Origin of the sequence: Adhaeribacter soli (assembly GCF_008727925.1) — a bacterium.
In the GTDB taxonomy this organism is placed as follows: domain Bacteria; phylum Bacteroidota; class Bacteroidia; order Cytophagales; family Hymenobacteraceae; genus Adhaeribacter_A; species Adhaeribacter_A soli.
In genome coordinates this window covers 186,247-209,426 of record NZ_VTWT01000008.1, presented here as the reverse complement: position 1 = coordinate 209,426, position 23,180 = coordinate 186,247, and the positions used below count along the sequence as shown (strand labels likewise).

Below are 23,180 nucleotides of genomic sequence, written 5' to 3'. Positions count from 1 at the left end.
TATTCAACCCAAAACAAACACTTTTTTTAATCCCCCTCAAATTTTTAGCTTGATCCGAAATTTCGCCCAAAAATCTTCTGCCTGATCCACTTCTGTTCGGAATTGCAAGGTTTCAGGGATCAACTCTTCTTCGGTATTTATCAGAACCCTGAGTGTGCTACCCGGAGAAAGGGTGACTTTCCTATAACATGCAGATTCTGTGTATTTAAGCTTCTTAAGACTTTTAAAGTCTAATTGTTATATAAATAAACAATTAAAAATTTATAAAATACTTAGTTTGTTGAAAAATTCTGCCTATCTTTAACTCTGTTCCGGTGCGCTACTGAAGCTTATAATCAGGCAGCAGGCCGGAAAAGGGATTATGGAAGCAGCTGCATTTATCACAAAAGCCACACTTACTATTTCTTACGATCAGCAGGATGATTATGTATATGCCGACTGGCAGGGCATGCAATCGGCAGCCAGTATCATGCAGGGTTGTGAAGAGATCCTCGCGTTTGTAAAGAAGAGCGGTTGCGCCCGGGTGCTTATCGATAATACCAATCTGGATCACCACAGCCTCGATGCCGAGGCCTGGCTGCCTCCTGTAAAGTGGATCGTAAGCGATTGGTTTCCGAGGCTTTACGGATCAGGTTGCATGCATTTTGCCTGGGTGCATTCCCCCGATCGGATCAATATGCTTTTTCCAAAAGAAACGCTACGGTTTAAGATCCGGAATCCCAATATTTTTATTTTCGACAACAAAGAAATGGCTGCTTCCTGGTTAAACCGCGAAGTATAGAGCTGGTTAGGAGCTGGCTTATAAATACTTGTAGCAATTTCTGAAGCAGTTCCGGGCAATTAAATTGCTCTCTAGGGTAGGGTAAACGCTAGCTTGTATGAAATCTTGATTTAGGAGATAATTCCAGCGTTTGGCTTGGTTTTCCTTTTACAAGCCGTTTTTTATTAAAAGACACCGGGCTGCCTGCACGCTGGAAAGTAAGCTAACACAGCGTTCAATAATTTATTTGTGATTATTATTCTTTTGCAGAAGAAGATTTCGTAAATTTCCGTGTAATTCTTTCCTTCGCCGGAATCCCTGTTTTAAGGTTGCTGGTATGGAAAAGGTGTTAATTTTAGTACAGCCACAATGGAACGTATATCTACCATCAGCCCCGAATTAGAAAAGGTCTCTGCCGGCGTTTCCAGTAATGGCCACAAGCTATCGCTTTCCTCTGATGGTGATTTCGTGCATTCCCACTGGCAGGGCTTCGTAACCAAAAAGCTTTTAATTACCGGCGCAAACCAATGCCTGCAATTGCTTGCCCAATCAAAAACCAGTGCCCTGCTGGTAGACCATAGGAGCGTACATGGTACATGGGCCGATCTGGGCGATTGGCAGGAAAATATCTGGCTGCCGAATGCGCTGCAGGCCGGTTTAAGAAAATATGTGCTGGTAGCGCATCCGGGCAGTTATTCCGTTATGGCTGCCGAGCCGCTTTTCTCTAAGCTTCATTCCCAATTGGAGATGATGATCTTTTCGGAACTGGAAGAAGCGAAAAGCTGGTTAAAGTCCGGCATTTAATTTGATAAGAGCTCTGACTAAGGGAGTTCTAACCATATCAGATTTTACTTTTATGTTGTTTTTCCAAAAGCCATTCGTCACCATTCACTTCGAGGAGCAATTTAATTTAGCCCGGGTAAAATGGTCGCGTTTCGAAAATAGCTATGAATACCGGGAGGGGTTGAGCCAGGCGCTTGCGTTAGGAAAGCTCAAAGCTCCGCAAAACTGGATCCTGGACCTGAGGGAGTTGAGCGCTATCCGTCTGAACGATCAGAACTGGACCGTAACCCATTTCCTGCCCCAATTTCATGCAATGGTAATGGGAGGAAAACTGGCCATAATTCTGTCGGAAGACTTTTATAGCAACGCCTCTATTGGTAATATTGCCCGGGGTATGCAACCGCTGGAGAACGTGAGTGCGCGGTATTTTAATGATGAGGAGAGTGCGATGGCCTGGTTCGCTTCGATGGCCGAGCTGCAATAGTTTGCCCCGGGCCTGGAGCACTTTATAAGATCAGACGCTGGCTATGTACCTGCTGGCCTTCCGATTCAATTAAAAGAACAAAGCCCCCTTTGTTTTTTTCGTTAAACCGATAATCATTTTGCTGGGTCAGCTTCTCAGAAAATACGATCCGGCCATTCAGGTCCATTAACTTGATTTGTCCGGTAAACTGCCCGTCAAAAACAAGTTCGCGACCCAATACCCGGAAATCACTTTTTTCAGCTTTACAAACCACTACCGGGGAGTAGGTGGTAGTGCCATCAAAATCTACCTGCTTTAACCGGTAGTAAGTATTGGTTGCAACCGGTGCCTTGTCTTCGAAGGTGTATTCGGAAGTGAAGGAAGCGTTCGTACCTTTTACCTTGCCTATTTCTTTAAATTCCCGGCCGTTAGTGCTGCTTTCTATGGCAAAATGGCTGTTATCTTTTTCCTGAGCCGTTTTCCAGGTAAGCAGGTTGGCGCTGGGCGTAAAGGCTTTAACGGAAAATGAGATCAGCGTTACCGGGAGTATCTGGTTTGATTTATAAACAATGTTTTCGTAATTGCCCTTTATGGAGTTTACGTTCAGGATGGCACCTTCTTCTACAATAAGTTTTGAATCAGGGCCATTCAACGTGATTTCGTCGGCATTTAATTGCTTGTACACAACCATCAGGCCGCCGTTATTAATTTTCAGGTCATCGGCATTAATTACGTTTTTAATTAATACCGTGTCCATGTAATTAACATTGTCAGGGGCAGGCTCATTGTTAACCCAGATTTTGGTCGCGGTATAGTCTCCGCTTAATTTGGTGAGGTATAGATCCGCCTTTGCCGGCAAGCTAATAATAGTTAAAATAAAAATCAGGAAAATGCCGTAAAACGGCATGGTCGCTTGTATTCTGGCTGATTTTATTAAAACACTCATCTTAGCTTTTTGCTTTACTATCCGAATGAAGATTTGGCGTTTTTCGGTTAGTAGTTATATGAAATATTGATACGTTACCAGAATATTGAAATTCTTGTTGCAAAATTAAGTTTAAATTATTTATGCAACAATATGTTGTCTAATTATTCTTGTATAAATTATATTAAAATGCTTTAAAACGTGCTTGTTATAAAAAATTGTTTGAAAATTTATAATAAGCTTTGGGTCCATGTTAAAAAACCGGCCCGGAGTGTCGATGAAAAATTTGATAACCTAGGATAAGGGCGTTGGGTGAATTCCGTAAATAGGGGTAGGGAGGCCGTAAGCATAAAGGAAGATTCCTCTTTGCAAAGGCACATCCTGCGGAATGCTGAGTGCTAAAAAGCTAAGCATAGAAACTGAAAACAAATTGTAAACGAGCGCTTCTGCATTATTCGCAAAGCTTCGTATTATAAGAAGTTAACGCATAAAATAAGATCTCTCTGAAGAGGAAAGTCAAGACGCTTCCCTACAGAAATTCATTTGCCCGGAACAATCTCAAAACTGCTGTGGGTATATATAAATCAGCTTCTTAACTGGTTTAAAACGCTTTTCCCGTAGCCTAGATAAAAAGAAGGTGGTCTGGGTACTTTTTCATTCAGGGCGTTTTTCCCGAGCCTGCGAAGAAGCTTCCAGGGAAGAGAGGAGCTCCATCCGCCTGCTTACTTCGCTCTTTTAGTTAAAGTGGCCATTAAAAGAATAACCGGCAACGGCGATACAATTATTTCTATCAGACGGCGGGTAAGCATAAAAGGCCAGTGCAGCGATGAAAATATTTTACCGGTTAAAATCAGAGCTATACAAAGCCCGAAAAGAAAGGCATAGAGTAAGCCTGCGATCAGGGTATTGCGCGCGTTTTTCAGGAAAATGTGTACCGTTATAAAGCAAAGTATGGTATATAGCAGCCCGTAACTGATCATGGTTAGCCAGTTGCGTTCGGTAAGCTGCGTAGATACTTCCTGCTGCGATCTTTCCAGGCTACCGGCCAGCCCAAGCGCCGTAAAAACAGCTTTGTATAAAAGGTCGAATGCATGATAGATCTGTTCGGTAAAAACACCGGCCAGGAACACCAAGCTGAAAAGAAGGGCTAAAAGGACTTTTCTGCTAAATGGCGAAAAGTTGAGCGTATGTTGCTCAATCCAGGTTTGGGAGCGGTTTAGCATAGCGTTTTACCCACAACATCCAGAAGCCGAAGATGAAGGCATATACAATAAAAGTAAAGGTGTATTTATGATTGAAGTCGAGCGTTTCGTAACTGTAAAAGCCGTTTAACGCCAGGCATATAACCCGGATAATATTCAGGATGTAAATTGCCGCAATTCCTAACGGAATGTAAAACAACTTGTTTTTCCAGCTTCCCGGATAAGCAATAATAAACCCCGTAAACAAGGCAAACAGAATTAACCCGTTACACGGATTTCCGACCCGGACCACCGGACTTTGATTAATAAATACGGTTACGTCATTCACCGCGCCGTTAAAGCCCAGCAGGTGCAAGGCTTGTGCTCCCACAAAAGCAACATTCTGGCACAACCACTTATCCAGGCGGCCGTCCGGTAATATCCAGAGATCATAAAGCAAATACCAGAGTATATAGAGCCCCAGTGCCGTAAGCAGAAATTTTATAGTTTCCCGTGAGTTTTCCATAACGTTTTCAATCCATCTCCAATTTACAGGTTTTTAAGAAAAAATAAAATTCTTTGCAGAACATAAAAGGGTTTTCTGGAAAGTTGCCCGTATCCTTTCAGATTAATTGCTTTGCTAAAAGTCAGAATACCGGGAAACTTTTTAATCCACTGAAAGCAGTTTTAAGTAACAAAAAAGGGAAGCTTTTCAGCCTCCCTCTTTTTGTTGCGAATTATCCGTGCTTACGGGTCTTCCTCTTGCGGAGTTTGCTTAATCCTATGGCAGCGCCACCTGCAATCAACAAACTTATGCCGCCGTCAATCGGAATGTCGACTGGCGTAGGGCCGCCGTTCCCCGGGGTGCCCTGGGCAATTGCCGGGCCGGAAATTAAGAACAATATACCCACTGCCATACAGGCCAGCAGTTTTTCGTATATAAGTAAATTAGTTAACGCGATCATATTGTAGTCTTAAAGTTTATAGCCGGAGTGTTTTATGCACCCCGGCTTTTTAAATTATTGAATAATAACCTTTTTGGCAACCTTGTAACCATTCGTCGATAGCTTCAGCGTGTAAATACCCTGAGCAAGCTTTTCGGCAGAGAAGTTTTCGGCCACCATGCCATTTGTTGGCGTAATGGTTCTGGTTTCTACCAGCTGGCCTACCTGGTTGTAAAGCATTACCTGAAGCTTCTCGTTCTGCAGGCCGCCAATGCTCAGCGTAAAGCCCTTGCTGTTATTGGTCGGGTTCGGGAATACGAGGGCATCTTTCAGGGCGCCGGCCAGAAGATCGGCCGTTCCGCTTACTCTGGTATTTGGTTTCAGACGCAAGGCAAAACGGGTTACGTTGCTGCCGGCTGTTAACTGACAGGTATAAGTGCCATTGGTAGCCAGGTTCTGCAAGGTGCCGGTTTGCCGGTCTTCCAGCAATACATCCATACCGGCCAGGAAGTTAAGGAACTGTGCTGCCTGGAAGGTATAAGTGCCGGCTGTGCCAACATATATACCTAACGGAATAACCGTTTCCTGAACCAGTATTGCTGGCAGTCCGCTGATAGACAGGTTCTTGCCGTTTGGCGTAACGCTGTACAAAGTAGGAACATCGTTACCGTTGCCCTGAACTTTGTAGGCATCGAACTGCGCATCGTCGTCCAGCGTAGCGCCGGCCTCCTGGTAGATGTACAACTCATCGGCTTTGCCGGTGGCATTGGCCAGGTTCAGCTGAAGCAGCGGACGGGTTTCTGCCTGCCGGTACATGGCCGGGTTCGCATACGTAGTAAGGCGTGCGGCATTGCTGAAAGAGAACGCCGGCGTGCCGCTGTTCACCTTAACAAAAAAGCCTTGCATGGCTGGAATCAGGTTGGCGCCGGCTGGGCCTACACCATTTACATAGCTCACATACTGCCCGGTATAAGTGCCGGTAGAACGGAATACATAAACGGCATCTGCCATACCTGCCGGCAAGGTTGCACGAACCACATCCCAGTTTATTGGCGCCGGATACGGGTTGCCCAGCAAGTGCCAGCCAGAGTTATTCGCCGAGCCTTTAGAAAGCGTTCCCACCGAAACAGTTCCGTTATTCAGGGTACCGCTCAGGTCTACAGTAGTTCTCGGAATGTTAACGGTATAACCGCGGCCCCGGGTCATTACTTCTGAGGTAGAGGCAGGAGAGGCCCAACCGGTGGTAAAGTCATCGAAGGATGCATTGATCCGGCTTTCATCGTATTTAAAGATGGTCGGGTACTGCGCAAACGGAATAGTTGGCATCGGTAAGGCATTATAAGCCGGGTTAACAATTGCGGTATAACCATTATCGTTAAGCTGGGAAATGGCCGCCGATACCACCGGAGAGGCATATTGACGGTAACCTCTGCCGTTTCCGGCACTTATGTACCGTTGCATGGTAGCCGTTCCGTTAACAATACCATTCGTGTTCACTACCATGGCTGTGCCGGAAGCATTCGATACCAGGGTAAGCGTTCTGGCTCCCAGGTTCAGGTTTCCGTTCGTTAAGGTTACCACTCTGGTTACGCTCAGGTTGTTGGTTAAACTTACGCCGTTGCCGTTGTTAATGGTAATGTTTTGTACGGTAGCAGGTAAGCCGGTTCCGGTAACCTGCGCGCCGGTAGTACCATTATACACATAATTGGCTCCGGTGTTAAAGTTGCGGGTGGTAAACTGAATATTGCCGGTATTGCCGCTGGCGCTGATACCTGCCGTAGAACCGATCTGCAGGTTACCGCCTGCTTCCAGGGTGAAGATGCCGCCGCTAATAATGTTGTTGCGGGTAGCTAACGTAGCGCCATTCTTCACCGTTAAGTTACCACTAACAGTAAGTGGTCCGGTTACCGTAGCCGTGCCGCTCTGAACCGTTACGTTGTTGTACGTTCCTGAAACATTCTGATTGCTAGTTATAATCAGGTCGTTTACGGTTGGTTTTACTTCTATGCTGAAAGTGCCCGAACCGGCCGCAAAGTTGTAAACGCGGAAGAAATACGTTGCTCCTTTGGTTAAACCCGTGGCAGCATATACTTCAGAGGTAGTGGAGTTGGCATTCGAACAAGCCAGAGAAGCCGAACCGCACGAAGTGCCGTAAAGCTGAATAACCGGGTTGAACGAGCCGTTACCGGTAGCAGTAATGGTATAATCAGTGTTGGTAGCGTTCGCCGTAAATTTATACCAAACGTCATCGTCGGCGTTGCCCACGCAACCGGTTGCCGATTTGGTAGCATTAACCGAAGTAGTATTTAACGGTGTGCTTAACGTTAAGGCAATTGCTCCGGAGCAGTTATCGTTGGCTGGTGGCGCACTAACTGTTGTAAAAGAAAGTACGGAGCAGCCAGTTGCCGTGCCGTTGCTGTTGATCGGGTTCACGCTCCAGTAGTAAGTAGTACCATAGGCCAGCGTAGGAGAATAAGTAGTGGCTGTACCGTTGCTTACAACTTTAACCAGCGAATTGGCTGCAGTTCCGAAATATACATCGTAACCCGTTGGCGTACCACCGCCAGCGGTCCAGGTTAGTGCCTGGGTAAGCGGAAGGTTCGTGCTGCCGGTTTGCGGCGCCATATTCAGGGCACATGAAGGAACTGTACCGGTAGTGGTAAAGCTGTTTACCGTACAGTTGGTGGAAGCACCGTTCGCGTTTCTAGATACCACCGACCAGTAATAAACTGTGCTTGAGCTCAGGGTATTAGCGGGAATGGTATAAGAAGTGGTGGTCACGTTCATAGAAATAAGCGGATTGCTTAAGTTGCTGTTAGCGCTTACGATCACATCATAAGAAGCAGGGGTAATGCCGCTTGGAGCCGTCCAGGATAGCGCTCTAGTAGCTGTAGGGTCTACCCCGGTCAGGTTATTGGAAGGGGCACTAAGCGTTGGGCAGTTTGGCGTAGGCGTTGTAATACAGATGTTAAAGCCAGTGGTTGGAGTGGAGCCGTTTGCGGCATGATAAACCCGTACATAATAACGTGCGCCAACGGTGGCATTTCCGTTAAAGAATGCCGCTTCGGTACCACCGGTGCTGGTGGAATTGAAGCAGCCCGCATTAGCCAGGCTGCCGCAGCTGCCGGAATAGATCTGCATAACCGGGTTATAGCCGGAATTTCCGGTTACTTCTACCCAGGTGGTATTGGAAGTCGCTACAAAAGAGTACCAGACATCATCATCGGCGGTACCTGGGGTAGATGCATTACAGGCTGTTACTCCGGTAGTGGCCGTAGCATTGGCGGTGTTGCCGGAAGAAGTACTGCTGCAGGTCATGCCCGGAGTAAGTTCGTAGGCAGCAAGCAGGTTGCAGTCATCATTAGCCGGTGGCGCAACGGTAGAGTAAGTAGAAATGGTAAAGGTTCCGCTGCTGGACGGTGCGCCGGTTCCGTATGCGAATACACGCACGTAATAAGTGCCGGCCGGCAGCAGGTTATTGGTTAATGTTTCGGTTTGGCCACTGGCGGTTGCGTCTTTGCAGTTAACTGCTACCAGACTACCGCAAGTGCCGGAATACATCTCAACAACAGCGTCATAACCGCCGGAGCCATTTACGATTACTACATTGTTGGTTACCTGGGAAGTAGTAAAAGTAAACCATACATCATCGTCGCTGCCGGTAAGGGCCGGGGAGCAGGCAGTAGTAATGGTTGGGGCAGTTTCGCCTGGGTTCAGGCCGGAGCGGTAAACCTGGCAGAAATCATTCGACACACCGGTTCCTACAGTTAAAGGAATAGCGCTGCTGCAAACCTGATTCGTGATTGGCGAAATGGTGCCGCTTACAGGGGTAGGGCTGGCAGCTGGGGTAAAGGTTATTTTGCTGTAGCATTCCGGTACCCAGTTCAGATTATTCTGTAAGGTATTGGAGAAATTGTTGGCATTTGGAACCTGCTGGGCCAGTAATTCACCCGGCTGCGGCGTGGATGCTACTGCGGCACCACTGATACCGGCAGAATAGGAATACGTGTAATCGGTCGTGCCGTTGAAACCAACCATGTTGCCATACACGAATTCAATCCTGTTGCTGCCTTCGTATAATTTTACCTGGAAAGAAAGGCTCGGGCCTGCATTGCCATAAGTTTCCATTTCGCGCCATTCTACGGTCAGTACCTGGCTGCCTGGATTTCCGGTAATATTGTACTTAATAAAGTTGCAGATATTGGTATTAGGAGCAGTGCCCGGATTACCCTGAATAACCAGGTCTTCCCAGAATGGCGCTACTACCGAACCAATAGTGGTAAAGTCGTTGCCTGCTCCGCTGCTGCTGTTGTAAGTGCTGTTAAAGGTCAGGAAACCGTTGGTAGAAACCTTAAGCGCCGAAACAGTATTGCCCTGGTAAGAAAATCCGGTAAACCCAAGCGTAGCCAGATCCAGAAGGGCAAGGTTGTCATCGGTGCTGGTGGTGCTGTAGGTCCAGTTAAAGCAGCTGCCCGAGTTTGCAATGGAGTTAAAGCTTACTCCGGTATTGCGGGAAACGTTGTAAGAAAGTGGCGCCGGCGGGGTGGTTAAACAAATACTGAATTCACCATCCGCGGCCGAGGAAGCAATATATGAGCTTGAGTAAGAAAATACGCGTACATAATACGTGTTGCCTACAGTCAGGCCGAGAGCACTGAAGGTGTTCGGGTCGGAGCTTACCACGGATACCAGGCTGCCGCAACTTCCGGAGAATACCTGAGTTACCAGATCAATGAAACCGGGAGAGGCAACCGTAAAGTTTGCCTGCGTCTGAGTAGCCACAAATTTGTACCATACATCATCGTCGGCGGTGCCGTTCAGGGCGGTTGGACCGCTTTGGGTAGCACCGTAGAGGGTTCCGGTTGTAGGATTGCACGTACCGCTGTGAGTAAGCGTTATAGCGCTTGCGCATTCATCGTTAGCTGGTGGCGGTGGAGGCGATTGAATACAAATGGTAAAATCCCCTTCAGCTGCCGATGCTACCGAACCGTAATAATAATATACCCTAACAAAATAGGTTTGTCCGGCCGTTAAGCCTGTAACAATCATGGTATTCGGGTCAGAAGATTGCTTGGAGACCAGGCTGCCACAGGCTCCCGAGAAAATTTCCATGGCTAAATCGGTACCGGAAGGGCTGGTTAAAGTGATTATTTGTTTGCTATCCGAGGCTTCAAATTTATACCACACATCGTCGTCGGCGGTGCCGGTTGAGGCGGGAATGTTTGAATTGGTAGCATTGAATATGGTTCCGGCAGTAGCGGTGCAGGCCATATTGGGCGTAAGGAGCACAGCATTGGCGCATTCATCGTTAGCTGGCGGTGGTGGTGGCACAGTTACATCTAAGGTAAAGTTGCCGCAGGTTGGCGAAGGCCAGTGGTCTACTACCAGGTAATAAGTGCCATTGGTGGCAAACTGGATGGTTCCGCTTCCGGTTGTACCGGAACCGGTGGTGATTTCGCCGCCGACCCTATTGGTTGGAGCGGACACTGGGGAAGGGCAACCATTAAAAGCAGTTAAGCTCTTATAAGTGCCGGAGCCACCCAGGGTAAATTTATACGTAACCGGTGCATTGGTAACGGTCAGGGCAAATACGTAATCTTCCCCGGCCCCATAACTGCTCGATCCGGATATCCCGTAATCGTTGCCGGCGCCACAGGTTGTTAAACTGCCGCTGCTGTAGCCTGAAGGTGATAATGTAATTGCTTTAGCTACGGCACAGGTTGCCCCTTCTATCAGGGTACTGAAAGTAAAAGAAGAACTGAATGAACTGGTCGACCCATTGCCGCAATCGGACTGTACCTGGAACTCGTACTGTGTACCGTTTGCCAGGTTGGAGAGGTTAAAAGAAGTTGTACCTGCAGCCAATACAGTTGGCGTGGCCCAGGTAGAAACAGTTGCCGCATCGGAATTTTTCTTATACCGGAGCAGGTAGCCATTGGTGGCTGCAGAAGTTGCTGCCCAGTTAAGAGTAGCCGTGGTTAAACCCAGGTTCGACACGCTTAAATTCCCCGGAGGAGGACAGGCCGGCGCCGGATCTACAGTAATCGTATAATCTTCGGTTTCGCCATAGGTGTAAGTGCTGCAATCATCGGTAGCTGTAAGCACGGTATTGTACCTGGCTCTTACCCGCATGCGGGTAGCGCCCAGATTTGCCGTTGCCGGAACGTTTATGGTCAGGTTGGCGGTAGCGCCAACTGCCAGCACCGCAGTAGAGCCCATAAACTCATTCGCATCCTGAAAATCCCCATCCTGATTCCAGTCGAGCCAGATACCTACTGCTTCCGTATCTCCGGTAACGCTTACGGTAGCCGAATGGCTGGTAGAACGTTGCAGCGTGGTGGTATAGGTGGATGGCGGGTAATTAATATAGCTGTTAGCGTTTCCGTTGCAGCCAGAAGCGTTGTTGTTCAAGGTGTTAACCGTAACCCGGTTCAAAATGTCGCCACCACAACCGGTTGAGATTACCGGAACGCAATAAAAATTGATCTGGCGGGTAGTTCCCGGATTAAGGTTAGAGGAAGGTTGGCTGCCGGGAGCGGTTGCTCCGTTTGAAGCACTTATGGAAATAGTGCCCGCACTCAGGTAGCCACCTATCTGGTTATTGGGCGTAGCGCTTGCAGCAACATCATAGGTTACCCAGAAATAATTAGAGCCGATACTTAAAGCAGTGTTTAAGCTGCTGAAGCTAGCCTTTCCCCCGGAAAAGCTCTGGGCCGTTCCGATCTGGGTAGAGGGGGCAGTGGCAGTTCCCGACCAGAATTTTACGCCGTTCGCACTAATGTCGGCATCGCTGGTATTAAGGCTGAAAATAGCTGAGCTGTTCAATGTTAAATTACCTGTAGTACCGTTAACCGGTATCTCAATCCTGGCAATAGTGTTATTGGTAGATCCCCGGTTAACAAAACCACCTGTTTGCTGTAAGGTTATAGCTCCCACCGTTAAAGGCGATCCAGGGGCAGTGGTAATAAGAATATCGTCTATTGATCCTGGAGGCTGCGATCCACCAGAGCCATCGTTTCTCCAGGAAAATATTAACCGTTTAGTAGTACCGGCGTTTGCGGCTGCTAATTTAAAGGAAGCAGTCGTAAAAGTGCTGGAAGAAACATAGCCATCGGTTAAACCTATTTGATTGCTGCTTTGCTGCGAACCTGCGGTAGGCGTAACAGTTGTAGGAGCTAAAAATACTTTAATAAAATCCCATCCGGATTCTCCGGCATTTTTCCATTTAAAGGATAAGGTGATGTCTGTTTCACCTGCCGGAAAAGTTACGTCCTTATAAAAGTGGACAGTAGAAGTATTGGTGGTGGAATAGTTATGGGTTGTGCCTGAAGCGTTATTGGATATATAGGCCGAATTAGAGCCCGTTGCGGCTGTGGCACTTCCAACGAACCATTTATTGGTCTGGGTTCCATTAACAATAGTCCACCCATTGGTTCCCGACTCCCAGCCTTCATTCAGGACAGTGGTTTGGGCGAATGCATTCTGGCTGAGGAGCAAACCAGCCAACAGGAAAAGATAACTTGCTAATTGTTTTTTTAACTGAGGCTTTGCCTTTGTCAGCTGCAGCCTGATCTTGTTCCTGGCCCGCTGTTGTAAGTTGTTTCTGAAGAGTAAAATGTTCGTCATAGAAATTAGTTTAAGTTAGATATGGGAAATTAAATTCGCGGCAAGGGTATACCTTTCACTTTCAAAAATGAGAAGCGGTATACGTTAAACTAAAACTTGTTCGGGAAGTGAAAAAGGGCGGGAAAAGAGCTGAAAAGCTTGAAACAGATGGCGGAGGTAGAGTTTAGTACTACATAGATTTAAATTTAATTGTATAACAATTATTAACGTTTGTATTTAATCTATTGAAGCAGCTTGGATGTTAAAACAAGTGTTTTAAATGTAGTGAATTAAATTTTATATAAAAAATAAAATATTGCAATAAAAATAATTTCTTAATAGGAATTTGGCGGAGATAAGTAGGATTATAGTAAAGGAGCTTTTTTAGTAAGTTAACGGAAATCCTTGCGCGAAAATTTGTCTTAATAGATGAGTGCAAAAACTTCCAGGGAGGATGCAAGAGAATGTTTTTTGTTTAACTGTTTTTGTGGAATTATCTGGAAACTTCCTGCAAAAGATACAACCGGTATAGCACAGGACAAAGCGCTCTTGTTGCTGTATATTCAGGAATATCATAGATTTTGCACGGAACGGTAATATTTTAAGAGAAATAGTACCAGCTGCCAGCAGAACATGTCGGCATCTTTTCAAGCGGGTTTCCAAACAAAAAGAGCTTCCCGCAGGAAGCTCTTTTTAAAGGATAATTCAGATTAAGGTTAACAACAGTAATTACCGACTGCCCAAATTTGCCATCAGATATTACCTCGCTTTCCGGCGGTCGCGCAGCTTTTTCAGGCCAAAGGCTACGCCGCCGGCAACCAATAAACTTGCCCCACCATCAATCGGAATATCTACCGGGGTTGGGCCGCCGTTGCCGGGAGTGCCTTGGGCAAAAGCTTCTACCAGGGCGGCGCCTGCCAGTAAGCCGGAAAGAAGCGTAGTTTTAACGATTTTGTCTAACAGGTTTTTCATAGTGTTTCCCTACTGTTTTTATTCAATAATTACTTTTTGCTGTATAATTCCGGCAGAAGTTTTCACTTGCAAGGTGTACATGCCGCGTGGCAATATATTGATTATTATATTCTCTAGCAAATGTGTTGCCCCTGGATTTATTTTTTTCTGCCATACCTGTTGGCCAACGGCATTGAATAGCATTGCATCTACCGGTTTGGTATCCGGTAGCGCCATGCTAAGCGTAAACTGCCCGCGGTTCGGGTTCGGATAAACTACCAGGTTCATACCATCTTTTGCCGAAGCAAGGCCACTAACCCCGGAGCCTCCGAAATGCAGGTAGAATCGGCCCGCCAGATCAGTTTGCGTAGTGGTAAAGGTATAAGTGTTCTGCTGGCGAAGGTTCGTGCGGGTACCGGTCAGGCGGTCTTCCAGGTACACTTGCTGGTTTGCCGGGAAATTCAGGAATTGTTCGGCCTGCAAGGTGTATGTGCCGGCCTGACTAACCCAGGCGCCTAACGGAACGGAGGTTGCCGCGTTCAGGCCTGGCAACCCATTAATGGCCAGCATTTCGGTTCCGGCCAGCGAGAAGAAAGTCGGGATGTTGCCGGGGTTCGGTATTTTGGCAGCATCGTACCGCGAATCGAAACCGGCGGTTGCGCCGTTTTCAAAATAGATATAGAGGTTATCCCGCTGGCCGCCGGTAGTTCCCAGTGAAAGGACCGCTTGCGGACGTGTGTCGGTATTTGCCTTACGGTACAAGGCCGGGCTTTCATAATCAGTAACCCGGGCGGCATTGGTAAAGGTTAAGGTTGGCGCTCCGGAAGTTACCCGCACAAAGAAAGCCTGCATGGTCGGGATCAGGTTGGTTCCCGGCACACCGATTCCGTTCACGTAGCTGGCATAAAAGCCGGAGTACTGCCCGTTAGAACGGTAAACATAAACGGCTTTATCCAGCCCGGACGGCACCGTTACTTTATCCCAGTTGATCGGGGAAGGATAAGGGTTGCCAACCAGGTGCCAACCGGAATTAGCCGTACTTCCGCGGGTGAGCGGGCCGGTTGTAACAATGCCGTTATTCAGCACACCACTAATGGTTACCTGCACCGGCAGCATGTTCACGGTAAAGCCCCGGCCCGGAGTCATCGGATCGCTCAACGAATTAGGAGATTCCCAGCCATAGGTAAAGTCAGACTTTGCGCCAGATAAGCGGCCCTGGTTATAGCGGAAAATGGTAGGGAAAGGGCGGGTAGTGCCCGGGTTCGGATTTGTGTTGTAAGCCGGATTCACCACCAGGTTTACTCCCGGATCGTTCAGTTGCGCGATAGTAGCATTAGCAACCGGCGAAGTTAAGTGGCGGTACCCGAGGCCCTGGTTTACCCCCGGATTTATATACCGTTGCACCGTTGCCGTACCAACCACTATACCCGGTGCATTAATTACCATGGCCTGTAAAGAAGGGTCCGACATTAAGGTAAACGTGTTGCCATTGGTAACCAGGTTGCCGTTCAGGGTCAGCAATCTTCTAACCCCAACCGGGCCACCCAAGGTAATACCGCCCGGTCCGGACGATAAATTCAGGAAGGTAACCGTGTTGCCAGCTTTGCCTACCTGCTGCAGGTTGGTGCCGGTAAAGGCCAGGGAGCCGGTGCCGGTATTTATTAACCTGCCGCCTTCGGTGTACTGCCCGCCAACGGTAAGCGTACCCGCTGAAATAGTTAAAGTAGCAGCTGCATTAATATTTATATCATCGGCAAAAGCGTTCGATGAAATAACCGGGGCAAACGTAGTTCCGGACGGAATAATTACATCGGTGCTGGAAGTAGGTATCTGGCCGTTGCACCAGTTAGCGGCCGTATGCCAGTTAGAGGAAGTTGTGCCCAGCCAGGTACCGGCTACGCAGCTGGAAGGCGCTGGTTGGGTGTTAAAGCTAGCCGGGCCTGCAGTGGTACTGGTTAAGCTGCCGCCGCAATCCTTCGTTACATAGAACTGGTAAGCTGTATTCGGGGTAAGGCTGGTAACATTATAAGGCGAAGAAGTTAAGCCGGTAATAACGGTACCATTTCCGCGGGAAAAACCACTCGGGCCGTATTCCAGGGTATACGTTCCGCTGGCGCCGCTGGTGCTCGGGCTGAAGTTCAGGCTGGCTGAGGTAGAACTTACATTGGTAGCATTCAGGTTTGTGGGTGCATCACAGGTTAGCGGAGCCGCGCCCGTGGTAAAGCTTCCCGGTCCGGCATTGGCGCTTACTCCGGTTGTGTCGCAATTTTTCCGGATATAGAACTGGTAGGCAGTTGATGGAGTAAGGCCAGTTAAATTAAAAGGGTTTGAAATATTGTTTACAACGGTACCATTTCCGACAGAAAACCCGGAAGGCCCATACTCCAGCACGTAGGTGCCAGTAGCGCCGGAGGTGCTGGCGGAGAAACCAATAGAAGCAGAAGTAGCTGTTACGCTAGAAGCAGTCAGGTTGGTCGGTGCATTACAGGTCTGTGGGGCAGCCGTAGTACTGAAAGCCGCAGGACCAGCAGTGGTACTGTTGCCATTCGAGCCGCAATTTTTGGTTACGTAAAACTGGTAAGCCGTGCCCGGCGATAAATTGCTGACATTATAAGGTGAACCGGTCAGGTTGGCTACAACGGTACCGTTTCCGCGCGAAAAACCATTAGGGCCATACTCCAACGTATAGGTGCCGCTTGCACCGCCGCTGCCAGGCGTAAAGTTCAGGCTGGCCGAAGTGGTGGTAATATTGGAAGCATTCAGGTTGGTAGGCGCATTACAGGCAAGCGGAGCCGCGGCGGTGGTAAAACTGCCCGGACCGGAATTAGCGCTGAAGCCGGTTGTGCCGCAATCCTTCCGGATGTAGAACTGGTAAGAAATTGACGGGGTAAGGCCAGATAATGTGTATGGATTCGAAATATTGTTTACAACGGTACCAGTTCCGGGAGTAAAACCGGAAGCGCCATACTCCAATATGTACGTACCGGTAGCTCCCGTGGTGCTGGCCGAGAAACCAATGCTGGCCGAAGTACCCGTTACGTTGGAGGCTGTCAGGTTGGTTGGTGCATTACAGGTTGGAGCAGTCGTAGTGGTAAAGTTGCCGGTCGGGCTGTTGGCGCTGGTAAGGCCGTTGCTGCAATTCGTTCTGATCACAAAGCTGTAAGAGGTGCCCGGATTTAGGTTGCTTAAAGTGAAAGGCGAGCCGCTCATGCCGGTGGTAGTAGTGCCGGACGGGAAGGTAGTGCTCGGGCCATATTCTAAGGTATAAGAAGTGCCGGTGCCGCCGCCGCTGAAATTGATCTGTGCCGAGGTAGTGGTAACATTGGTGGCGCTTACCGCGGTAGGCGCGTTACAGGTTGGGGCAGCTGCAGTTGTGAAAGCTGCTGGTCCGGCAGTGCTGCTGGTGCTATTGGAACCGCAATTCTTGGTTACATAGAATTGGTAGTTGGTGCCGGGAGTTAAATTAGTAGCATTATAAGGCGAAGCATTTAACCCGCTTACACTCGTTCCCGAACCCCGGGTAAAACCGCTCGGACCGTATTCCAGCGTGTAAGAACCGGAAGCGCCGGTCGTGCTTGGGCTGAAATTAAGCTGGGCCGATGTAGAAGTAACGTTGGTGGCATTCAGGTTGGTTGGGGCATCGCAGGTAAGCGGCGCGGCGGTGGTAAAACTTACCGGTCCGGCATTAGGGCTGGTGCCATCCGCGCCACAATTCTTCCGGATATAAAACTGGTAAGCAGTAGAGGGACTCAGGCCGGTTAAATCGTACGGATTCGAAATATTATTAACAACGGTACCAGTTCCGGGAGTAAAACCGGAAGCGCCATATTCCAATACGTACGTACCGGGAGCGCCGGTAGCATTTGCCGTGAAACTGATGCTGGCCGAAGTGGACGTTACGTTAGAATAAGCGAGGTTAGTAGGAGCATTGCAGGGCTGTGGCTGCGCGCCGAAAACCAGCTGGGTGTTAGGCCGGTAATCGAGCAGGTTGCCCGGAAAATTAGGCGCAGAACCGTCCTGTTGCCAGTATTGAAACTGGTTTACGCTACCAGTCGAGGAGAAACGGAAGGTTTTAGAGTTTGGATCCGGATCTACGCCCATGCCGCCGTTTATATCTCCGCCGTTCGTTTCCACAATCACTTCCAGGTTACTGGCATTGGAATAGGTAAAAGGCGAGGTAAAAGTAAGCGTAACCCAGGAATTTGGTGTAAGCTCGCTGGCGGTTACGTTCCGGTTGAATACCAACGTAGCGCCGGTTTCTTCGGCCGAAACCAGCGTGGATGAAGTAAAGGCGCTGGCAGAAGTTTGCTTCAGATAAATTTGTAGCGGGGTACTGGCTGCCGGCGTATTGGTAGCGTTCAGGTAAAAGCTGATGGCCGTAATATTACCGGAAGTACCGATTTCTGCCGCCGTGTAAATAATAGCCGAACGTTCGTAACCAAAATAATTGCCCAGCGGATTATCCGTTATCCGGCTGAAGGGGTCCACATCGGCCGTGTTGTCGGTGTTACCGGCCGGTATGGTAACGGTTTGGGCCTGCAGCTGGGTTGCCCAAAGCAGGTTCAGAAGCAAAAAGCAGAGTGTTTTTAAAACCGGACCGATAGCATGGCGCTGTCGGAAATAGGAAGAAAATAAGAAACTGGTTGGAAGTAGTTGTTTAACCATAAGTTTGCAGGTTGTAGGTTTAGCGCGCAGAATAAAGCAGTTTTAACAAAATAAGCGAAGCAAAGCGTAGGGAATCAAATGTATTTGTTTGGAGCAAAGCCTCTTTTTATACCGGAATTCAGGGTAATGGTTACAAAAATATTAGTCAGTTCTGTAACCTTCGCAACCAACCCCTTATCTTGCAAAAGATTCATTTTTTTATTCTGTAAATAAATTGTTTTGAAGGCTTTATACACCATTCTGCTGCTGGCCCTTTCCAATCTATTCATGACTTTTGCCTGGTACGGGCATTTGCAATTCAAAAAGATAAGTTGGCTGCAGGGCATCGGCTTAATAGGCGTGATCCTGATCAGTTGGGGACTGGCTTTCTTTGAGTATATTTTCCAGGTGCCGGCCAATAAAATAGGTTTCCGCGAAAACGGCGGACCATTCTCGCTTTTCGAACTCAAGATCATTCAGGAAGTAATCTCGCTCACGGTTTTTACCTTGGTGGCCGTCTACATTTTCCGTACCGATAAACTGGCCTGGAACCACGTGGTCGGCTTCCTGTTCATGGTGCTGGCCGTGTTCTTCATCTTTAAAAAATGGTAGGGTTTCGGCAGAAAAAAGTAAATTAGCGTTCAGATGCCAGGCCGGTCGTTTAGAAATTCACCACGTATTGATTTAAAAGAATCACCTTATAGATCTTACGTGGAGCAAACAGGGGAAAAGTCCCCCTTTGGAGGGGGCAGGGGGAGGACAGGAGATTTATCTGATCATTTTTTTATCAAATAACGTAAAATCCTCCCCCTGCCCCCTCCAAAGGGGGGCCTTAAAAAACTTGCGTAACGTCAGTTATAGAAGAACGACCCGCAATAAAGCGCATCAAAAATACGAACCTCGAACAATCGAATATACGAGTAATGGAAGCCGAAGAAATATCGTACGAAGAACGCATCCGCGAACATCAACTGAAAATAAAGCAGGTATTTACCGAAGTAGGAAAAGTAGTGGTCGGGCAGCAGTACATGGTAAACCGCCTGCTCATCGGCTTGTTTACCGGGGGCCATATTTTGCTCGAAGGCGTACCCGGTCTGGCCAAAACCCTTACCGTAAACACGCTTTCCCGCGTACTAGATCTGAATTTTCAACGCATTCAGTTCACCCCCGACCTGCTGCCTTCCGACCTCATCGGTACCATGATCTACAACCAGGCTTCTTCGGCTTTCGAAGTAAAAAAAGGGCCGATCTTTTCCAACCTGATCCTGGCCGATGAAATTAACCGTTCGCCCGCCAAAGTGCAGAGCGCCTTGCTCGAAGCCATGCAGGAAAAGCAGGTTACCATCGGCGAAACCACCTACCGCCTCGACCTGCCGTTTTTAGTACTGGCCACCCAGAACCCGGTAGAGCAGGAGGGGACCTATCCGCTGCCCGAAGCCCAGGTAGACCGCTTCATGATGAAAGTGTACATCGACTACCTGAAAAAGAACGACGAGCTGGAAGTAATGCGCCGCATGAGCAATATGGGCTACCGGGGCGAAGTGAATACCGTGCTTTCCAAAGAAGACATTTTTGCCATCCGGGGCGAAATTAACCAGGTGCAGATCTCCGAAATGCTCGAGAAATACATCATCGAGCTGGTTTTCGCCAGCCGCCGTCCTTCCGAATACGACCTCGCCGAATTCGCGAACTACATCCAGTTCGGGGTTTCGCCGCGGGCCAGCATAGCCCTGAATTTAGCTGCCAAAGCCGTAGCCTTCTTCGACGAACGCGATTACGTATTACCCGAAGACATTAAAGAAGTAGCCGCCGACGTGATGAACCACCGCATTATCCTGAACTACGAAGCCGAAGCCGACGGCGTAAAAACCAAGGATTTCGTGGAAGCCATTTTACGGAAAGTACCGATCAGTTAAGATAATACCCGATTTTGAACCGTAGGGGCAGGTCTTGTACCTGCCCAAACATTATCGGATCCATTATTCCCGATTTTTACCATTGCCAGTGTTTCACCCGTAATTCATTTCAAATTACAAGTTGTTGTTAAAAACACCAGCAACCGCAAAGCCACAACCACAAAACCTCACAGGTCTTCAAGACCTGTGAGATTTATTTCCAGATCTCCCTGTGCTAAAGCGCTATACCAAACACCTGCTAAAGTCCGTTTCCGGAGCCGTTTCGCTGCCGCAGCTTATTCATGTAAGCGACCAAAAGCTGTTCCTGCCGGTGTACCATCTGGTATGCAACCAGGCGCCCCCGCACATAAAGCACCTCTACCAGACCCGTAACGAAACGCTTTTCCGCCAGGACCTCGATTACCTCCTGCGCCATTTTCAGCCTTTGGGTTTGGAAGGACTGAACGCTATCGTTCTGGAAGGAAAAAGCCTGCAAAAGCCCGGTTTCTTCCTAACCTTCGACGATGGCCTGCGGGAAATTTACGACGTAGTGGCGCCCATCCTGAAAGAAAAAGGCGTACCCGCAGCTTTCTTCCTCAATTCCGCTTTCCACGACAATCAGGCCCTTTTCTACCGCTATCAGGCCAGCGTGCTCATCAATAAACTTGAACAGAAAACAGTAAGCAATTCAGCAAGGAAACTGGTAGCGCAAAAGCTGCTGGAGCAAAACCTGCTAAAGGAAGGCGAACTGAAGAACAGCCTGCTGGTCATTAATTTCAACTCCAGAGAAATACTGCCTGAGCTCGCTCAAATTCTGGAAGTAGATTTACAGCAATACCTGCAAACGGAAAAGCCTTATTTAACCACCGCCCAAACCGAAGATCTCATAAAGCAAGGTTTTTACATTGGCGCACACTCCCATACCCACCCGGAATACCGCACGGTTTCTTTGGAAGAGCAACTGGAGCAAACATTAAAAAGCGTAGATTTTATTACCGAAAAATTCGGCTTGCCTTATCGCTGGTTCGCTTTTCCGTTCACCGACGAAGGCGTTTCGAAACAATTTTTCGAAGAAGTTTACCAGGAAAATAAAGTGCAGCTCACGTTTGGTTCGGCCGGATTAAAGCACGACAGTTTTCCGCAGCATCTGCAGCGTTTTCCCATGGAAGGTACCCAGCAAACAGCCGAAGAACTAATTAAAACCGAATACTTGTATTATCTTGCCAAAGCGCCGTTCGGGAAAAATAAAATAACGCGCCGCTGACATGGAATTACGCGAGTTCACCCCCAAAACCTTAGCTCAGTTTATTCGCTCGGAAGAATACGAAAAGATGCCGGTTGTGCCTATTTCAAGGCATCGCGCGCTTTCGCATATTAAAAACCCGCGCGTTGCCGAAGATGATGTAATTCTGGTATTGGCTATGGTAGAAGGCAGAATGGCAGGTTACCTGGGCGTGTTTGCCGATTACATTTACCTGAACGACCAAAAAGAAAAAGCCGGCTGGCTCAGTTGCATGTGGGTGGATCCGGAAGTGCGCGGACAGGGCATCGCTAAAAAACTGCTGAACAAAGTGCTCGAACGCTGGGATAACCGCATTTTGGTTACCGAATTCACCCCTGCCGCCAAAGGCCTCTACGACCGTTCCGGCCAGTTTCAGGACCTGAAGATTCCGGAAGGCCTGCGCTGCTTTTTGCGCTTCAATTTAGACGAACTTTTGCCAAAAAAATTCCCGTTTCTGCAAGCGTTTAAACCGGTTTTGAAGGTCCCGAACGTTTTGCTGAATACCCCGAACGAGCTCCGCCTGAACTTCTGGAAACCAGCTGCGGAAACTATGAATTACCAGGTGGAAACGGTAACGGAAATCGACGAAACGCTTGCTGGATTTATCCAGGCAAGACAGCAAAACCAGCTCGAAAAACGCACCGCCGAAGACCTGAACTGGCTGCTGCAAAATCCGTGGCTGCTGCCTTGGGAGAAGGAAGACGGCACCGCCAAACGCTACCATTTTTCCGCCTTCGATAAGGAATTCGAGTTCCTGCCGCTGAAAATTTCGGATACTAAAAATAAGCTTCAAGCGTTCCTGATTTTAGCCGTGCGGGGCAACGATCTGAAAGTGCCTTACCTGTATGCGAATGCCGAAAGTATGGAGGCAGTAACCCGGATAATTGTACAGGAAATGCTGAAGCGAAAGTTACGGACACTGACCGTTTTTCAGCCGGAACTGGAAGCGTTTTTGAAGCAAAATCCGAAGCCTTTTATGTACCTGCACCCTTTAAAACGACATTACATTATTTCGAAAAAGTTTGCACCGCTGCTATTGCAACAGCCAACCCTAAACATCCAGGATGGCGACGCCGATTGCGCTTTTACTTAAAAAGTAAAATGGCACTAGCAGAGGAAAAGTCCCCCTTTGGAGGGGTAGGGGGAGGAGCAGTTATACTGATTTTGAAAGCTTTCGTAATCTAGAGAGACAAAGGCTTTTTGAAAAGATATTTTTAAAAACAGGTTATGGTAAATCTCCGAATAGCTACAAAAAACGATGCCGAAGTATTGCTTTCGCTAAGCCGGAAAACCTTTACCCAAGCCTTCGCCGCGCAAAACACCGAAGCCGACATGAAGGCTTACCTGGCGGAAAATTTCACCCTGGCCCGGATCCGGGAAGAACTGAAAGTACCCGGGGTAACGTTTCTGCTGGCCTATGTAAATGAACAACCCGCGGGCTACGCCAAATTAAGCAACAACCAAAATCCCACGCTCCCCAATCTAAAACAAGCTGAACTGGAGCGGATCTACGTGTTGCAGAAATTCCAGGGGCACCAGGCCGGAAAATCGCTGCTGGAGCTTTGCCTGGCTCTTGCAAAACAAAGTGGGGCTGAAGTACTCTGGCTCGGTGTCTGGGAGCACAACCAGAAAGCAATTGATTTCTACCGAAAATTCGGCTTTCAGCAATTCGGCCAGCACGTTTTCATGCTCGGTTCCGATGCCCAAAACGATCTTTTACTAAGGCTTGACCTCGCCTGAATCTCTA

General features: G+C 48.2%; 15 protein-coding genes. 8 read left to right on the top strand and 7 right to left on the bottom strand.

The features are described from left to right. Positions 1–361 precede the first annotated feature (361 nt). The 3 genes from F0P94_RS15330 (at position 362) to F0P94_RS15320 (ending at position 2,027) form a co-directional block, all read left to right on the top strand. A complete protein-coding gene (locus F0P94_RS15330; protein ID WP_150904777.1) occupies positions 362–781 on the top strand; it encodes a hypothetical protein in 420 nt (139 codons plus the stop codon). A 348-nt stretch (positions 782–1,129) separates the two neighbouring features. Further along, positions 1,130–1,564, top strand: coding sequence for a SpoIIAA family protein (locus F0P94_RS15325; RefSeq protein WP_150904776.1), 435 nt, complete (start codon positions 1,130–1,132; stop codon positions 1,562–1,564). 52 nt (positions 1,565–1,616) lie between these two features. After that, entirely contained in the window at positions 1,617–2,027 is a 411-nt protein-coding gene (locus F0P94_RS15320; RefSeq protein ID WP_150904775.1) for a hypothetical protein, read from the top strand. Between the two features lie 22 nt (positions 2,028–2,049). Here the strand turns inward: F0P94_RS15320 and F0P94_RS15315 are convergent, their stop codons facing one another. From F0P94_RS15315 to F0P94_RS15285, 7 genes are all read right to left on the bottom strand, one after another. Further along, positions 2,050–2,763 carry a hypothetical protein gene (locus F0P94_RS15315; protein ID WP_150904774.1) on the bottom strand — a complete coding sequence of 238 codons (714 nt, stop codon included), beginning with the start codon at positions 2,761–2,763 and terminating at the stop codon, positions 2,050–2,052. Between the two features lie 890 nt (positions 2,764–3,653). Further along, positions 3,654–4,154, bottom strand: coding sequence for an XrtX-associated membrane protein (locus F0P94_RS15310; protein WP_150904773.1), 501 nt, complete (start codon positions 4,152–4,154; stop codon positions 3,654–3,656). After that, entirely contained in the window at positions 4,126–4,638 is a 513-nt protein-coding gene (gene xrtX, locus F0P94_RS15305) for an exosortase X (RefSeq protein WP_150904772.1), read from the bottom strand. The genes F0P94_RS15310 and xrtX overlap by 29 nt, the downstream gene beginning before the upstream one ends. Before the next feature lie 211 nt (positions 4,639–4,849). Continuing rightward, entirely contained in the window at positions 4,850–5,077 is a 228-nt protein-coding gene (locus tag F0P94_RS15300) for a PID-CTERM protein-sorting domain-containing protein (RefSeq protein ID WP_225307244.1), read from the bottom strand. A 54-nt stretch (positions 5,078–5,131) separates the two neighbouring features. After that, entirely contained in the window at positions 5,132–12,682 is a 7,551-nt protein-coding gene (locus F0P94_RS15295) for a GEVED domain-containing protein (RefSeq protein WP_150904771.1), read from the bottom strand. Between the two features lie 738 nt (positions 12,683–13,420). After that, entirely contained in the window at positions 13,421–13,633 is a 213-nt protein-coding gene (locus tag F0P94_RS15290) for a PID-CTERM protein-sorting domain-containing protein (RefSeq protein ID WP_225307243.1), read from the bottom strand. 18 nt (positions 13,634–13,651) lie between these two features. Then, positions 13,652–18,277, bottom strand: a complete 4,626-nt coding sequence (locus F0P94_RS15285) for a fibronectin type III domain-containing protein (RefSeq protein ID WP_150904770.1) — start codon at positions 18,275–18,277, stop codon at positions 13,652–13,654. Positions 18,278–18,496: 219 nt separating this feature from the next. On the opposite strand from F0P94_RS15285, the gene F0P94_RS15280 reads away from it, so the two are divergent. The 5 genes from F0P94_RS15280 to F0P94_RS15260 all read left to right on the top strand — a co-directional run bounded on the left by F0P94_RS15280 (position 18,497) and on the right by F0P94_RS15260 (position 23,173). Beyond that, the gene (locus F0P94_RS15280) at positions 18,497–18,868 is read left to right on the top strand and encodes a DMT family protein (protein ID WP_150904769.1); all 372 of its coding nucleotides are present in this window, start codon (positions 18,497–18,499) and stop codon (positions 18,866–18,868) included. A gap of 311 nt (positions 18,869–19,179) precedes the next feature. After that, positions 19,180–20,172: an AAA family ATPase gene (locus tag F0P94_RS15275; RefSeq protein ID WP_150904768.1), complete on the top strand. Its 993-nt coding sequence runs from the start codon at positions 19,180–19,182 to the stop codon at positions 20,170–20,172. Positions 20,173–20,383: 211 nt separating this feature from the next. Beyond that, positions 20,384–21,415, top strand: coding sequence for a polysaccharide deacetylase family protein (locus F0P94_RS15270; protein ID WP_150904767.1), 1,032 nt, complete (start codon positions 20,384–20,386; stop codon positions 21,413–21,415). A gap of 1 nt (position 21,416) precedes the next feature. Beyond that, positions 21,417–22,526 carry a GNAT family N-acetyltransferase gene (locus tag F0P94_RS15265; RefSeq protein WP_150904766.1) on the top strand — a complete coding sequence of 370 codons (1,110 nt, stop codon included), beginning with the start codon at positions 21,417–21,419 and terminating at the stop codon, positions 22,524–22,526. Positions 22,527–22,660: 134 nt separating this feature from the next. After that, on the top strand, positions 22,661–23,173 hold the full coding sequence (locus tag F0P94_RS15260; protein ID WP_150904765.1) for a GNAT family N-acetyltransferase: 513 nt from the start codon (positions 22,661–22,663) through the stop codon (positions 23,171–23,173). The last annotated feature ends 7 nt before the right edge of the window (positions 23,174–23,180 follow it).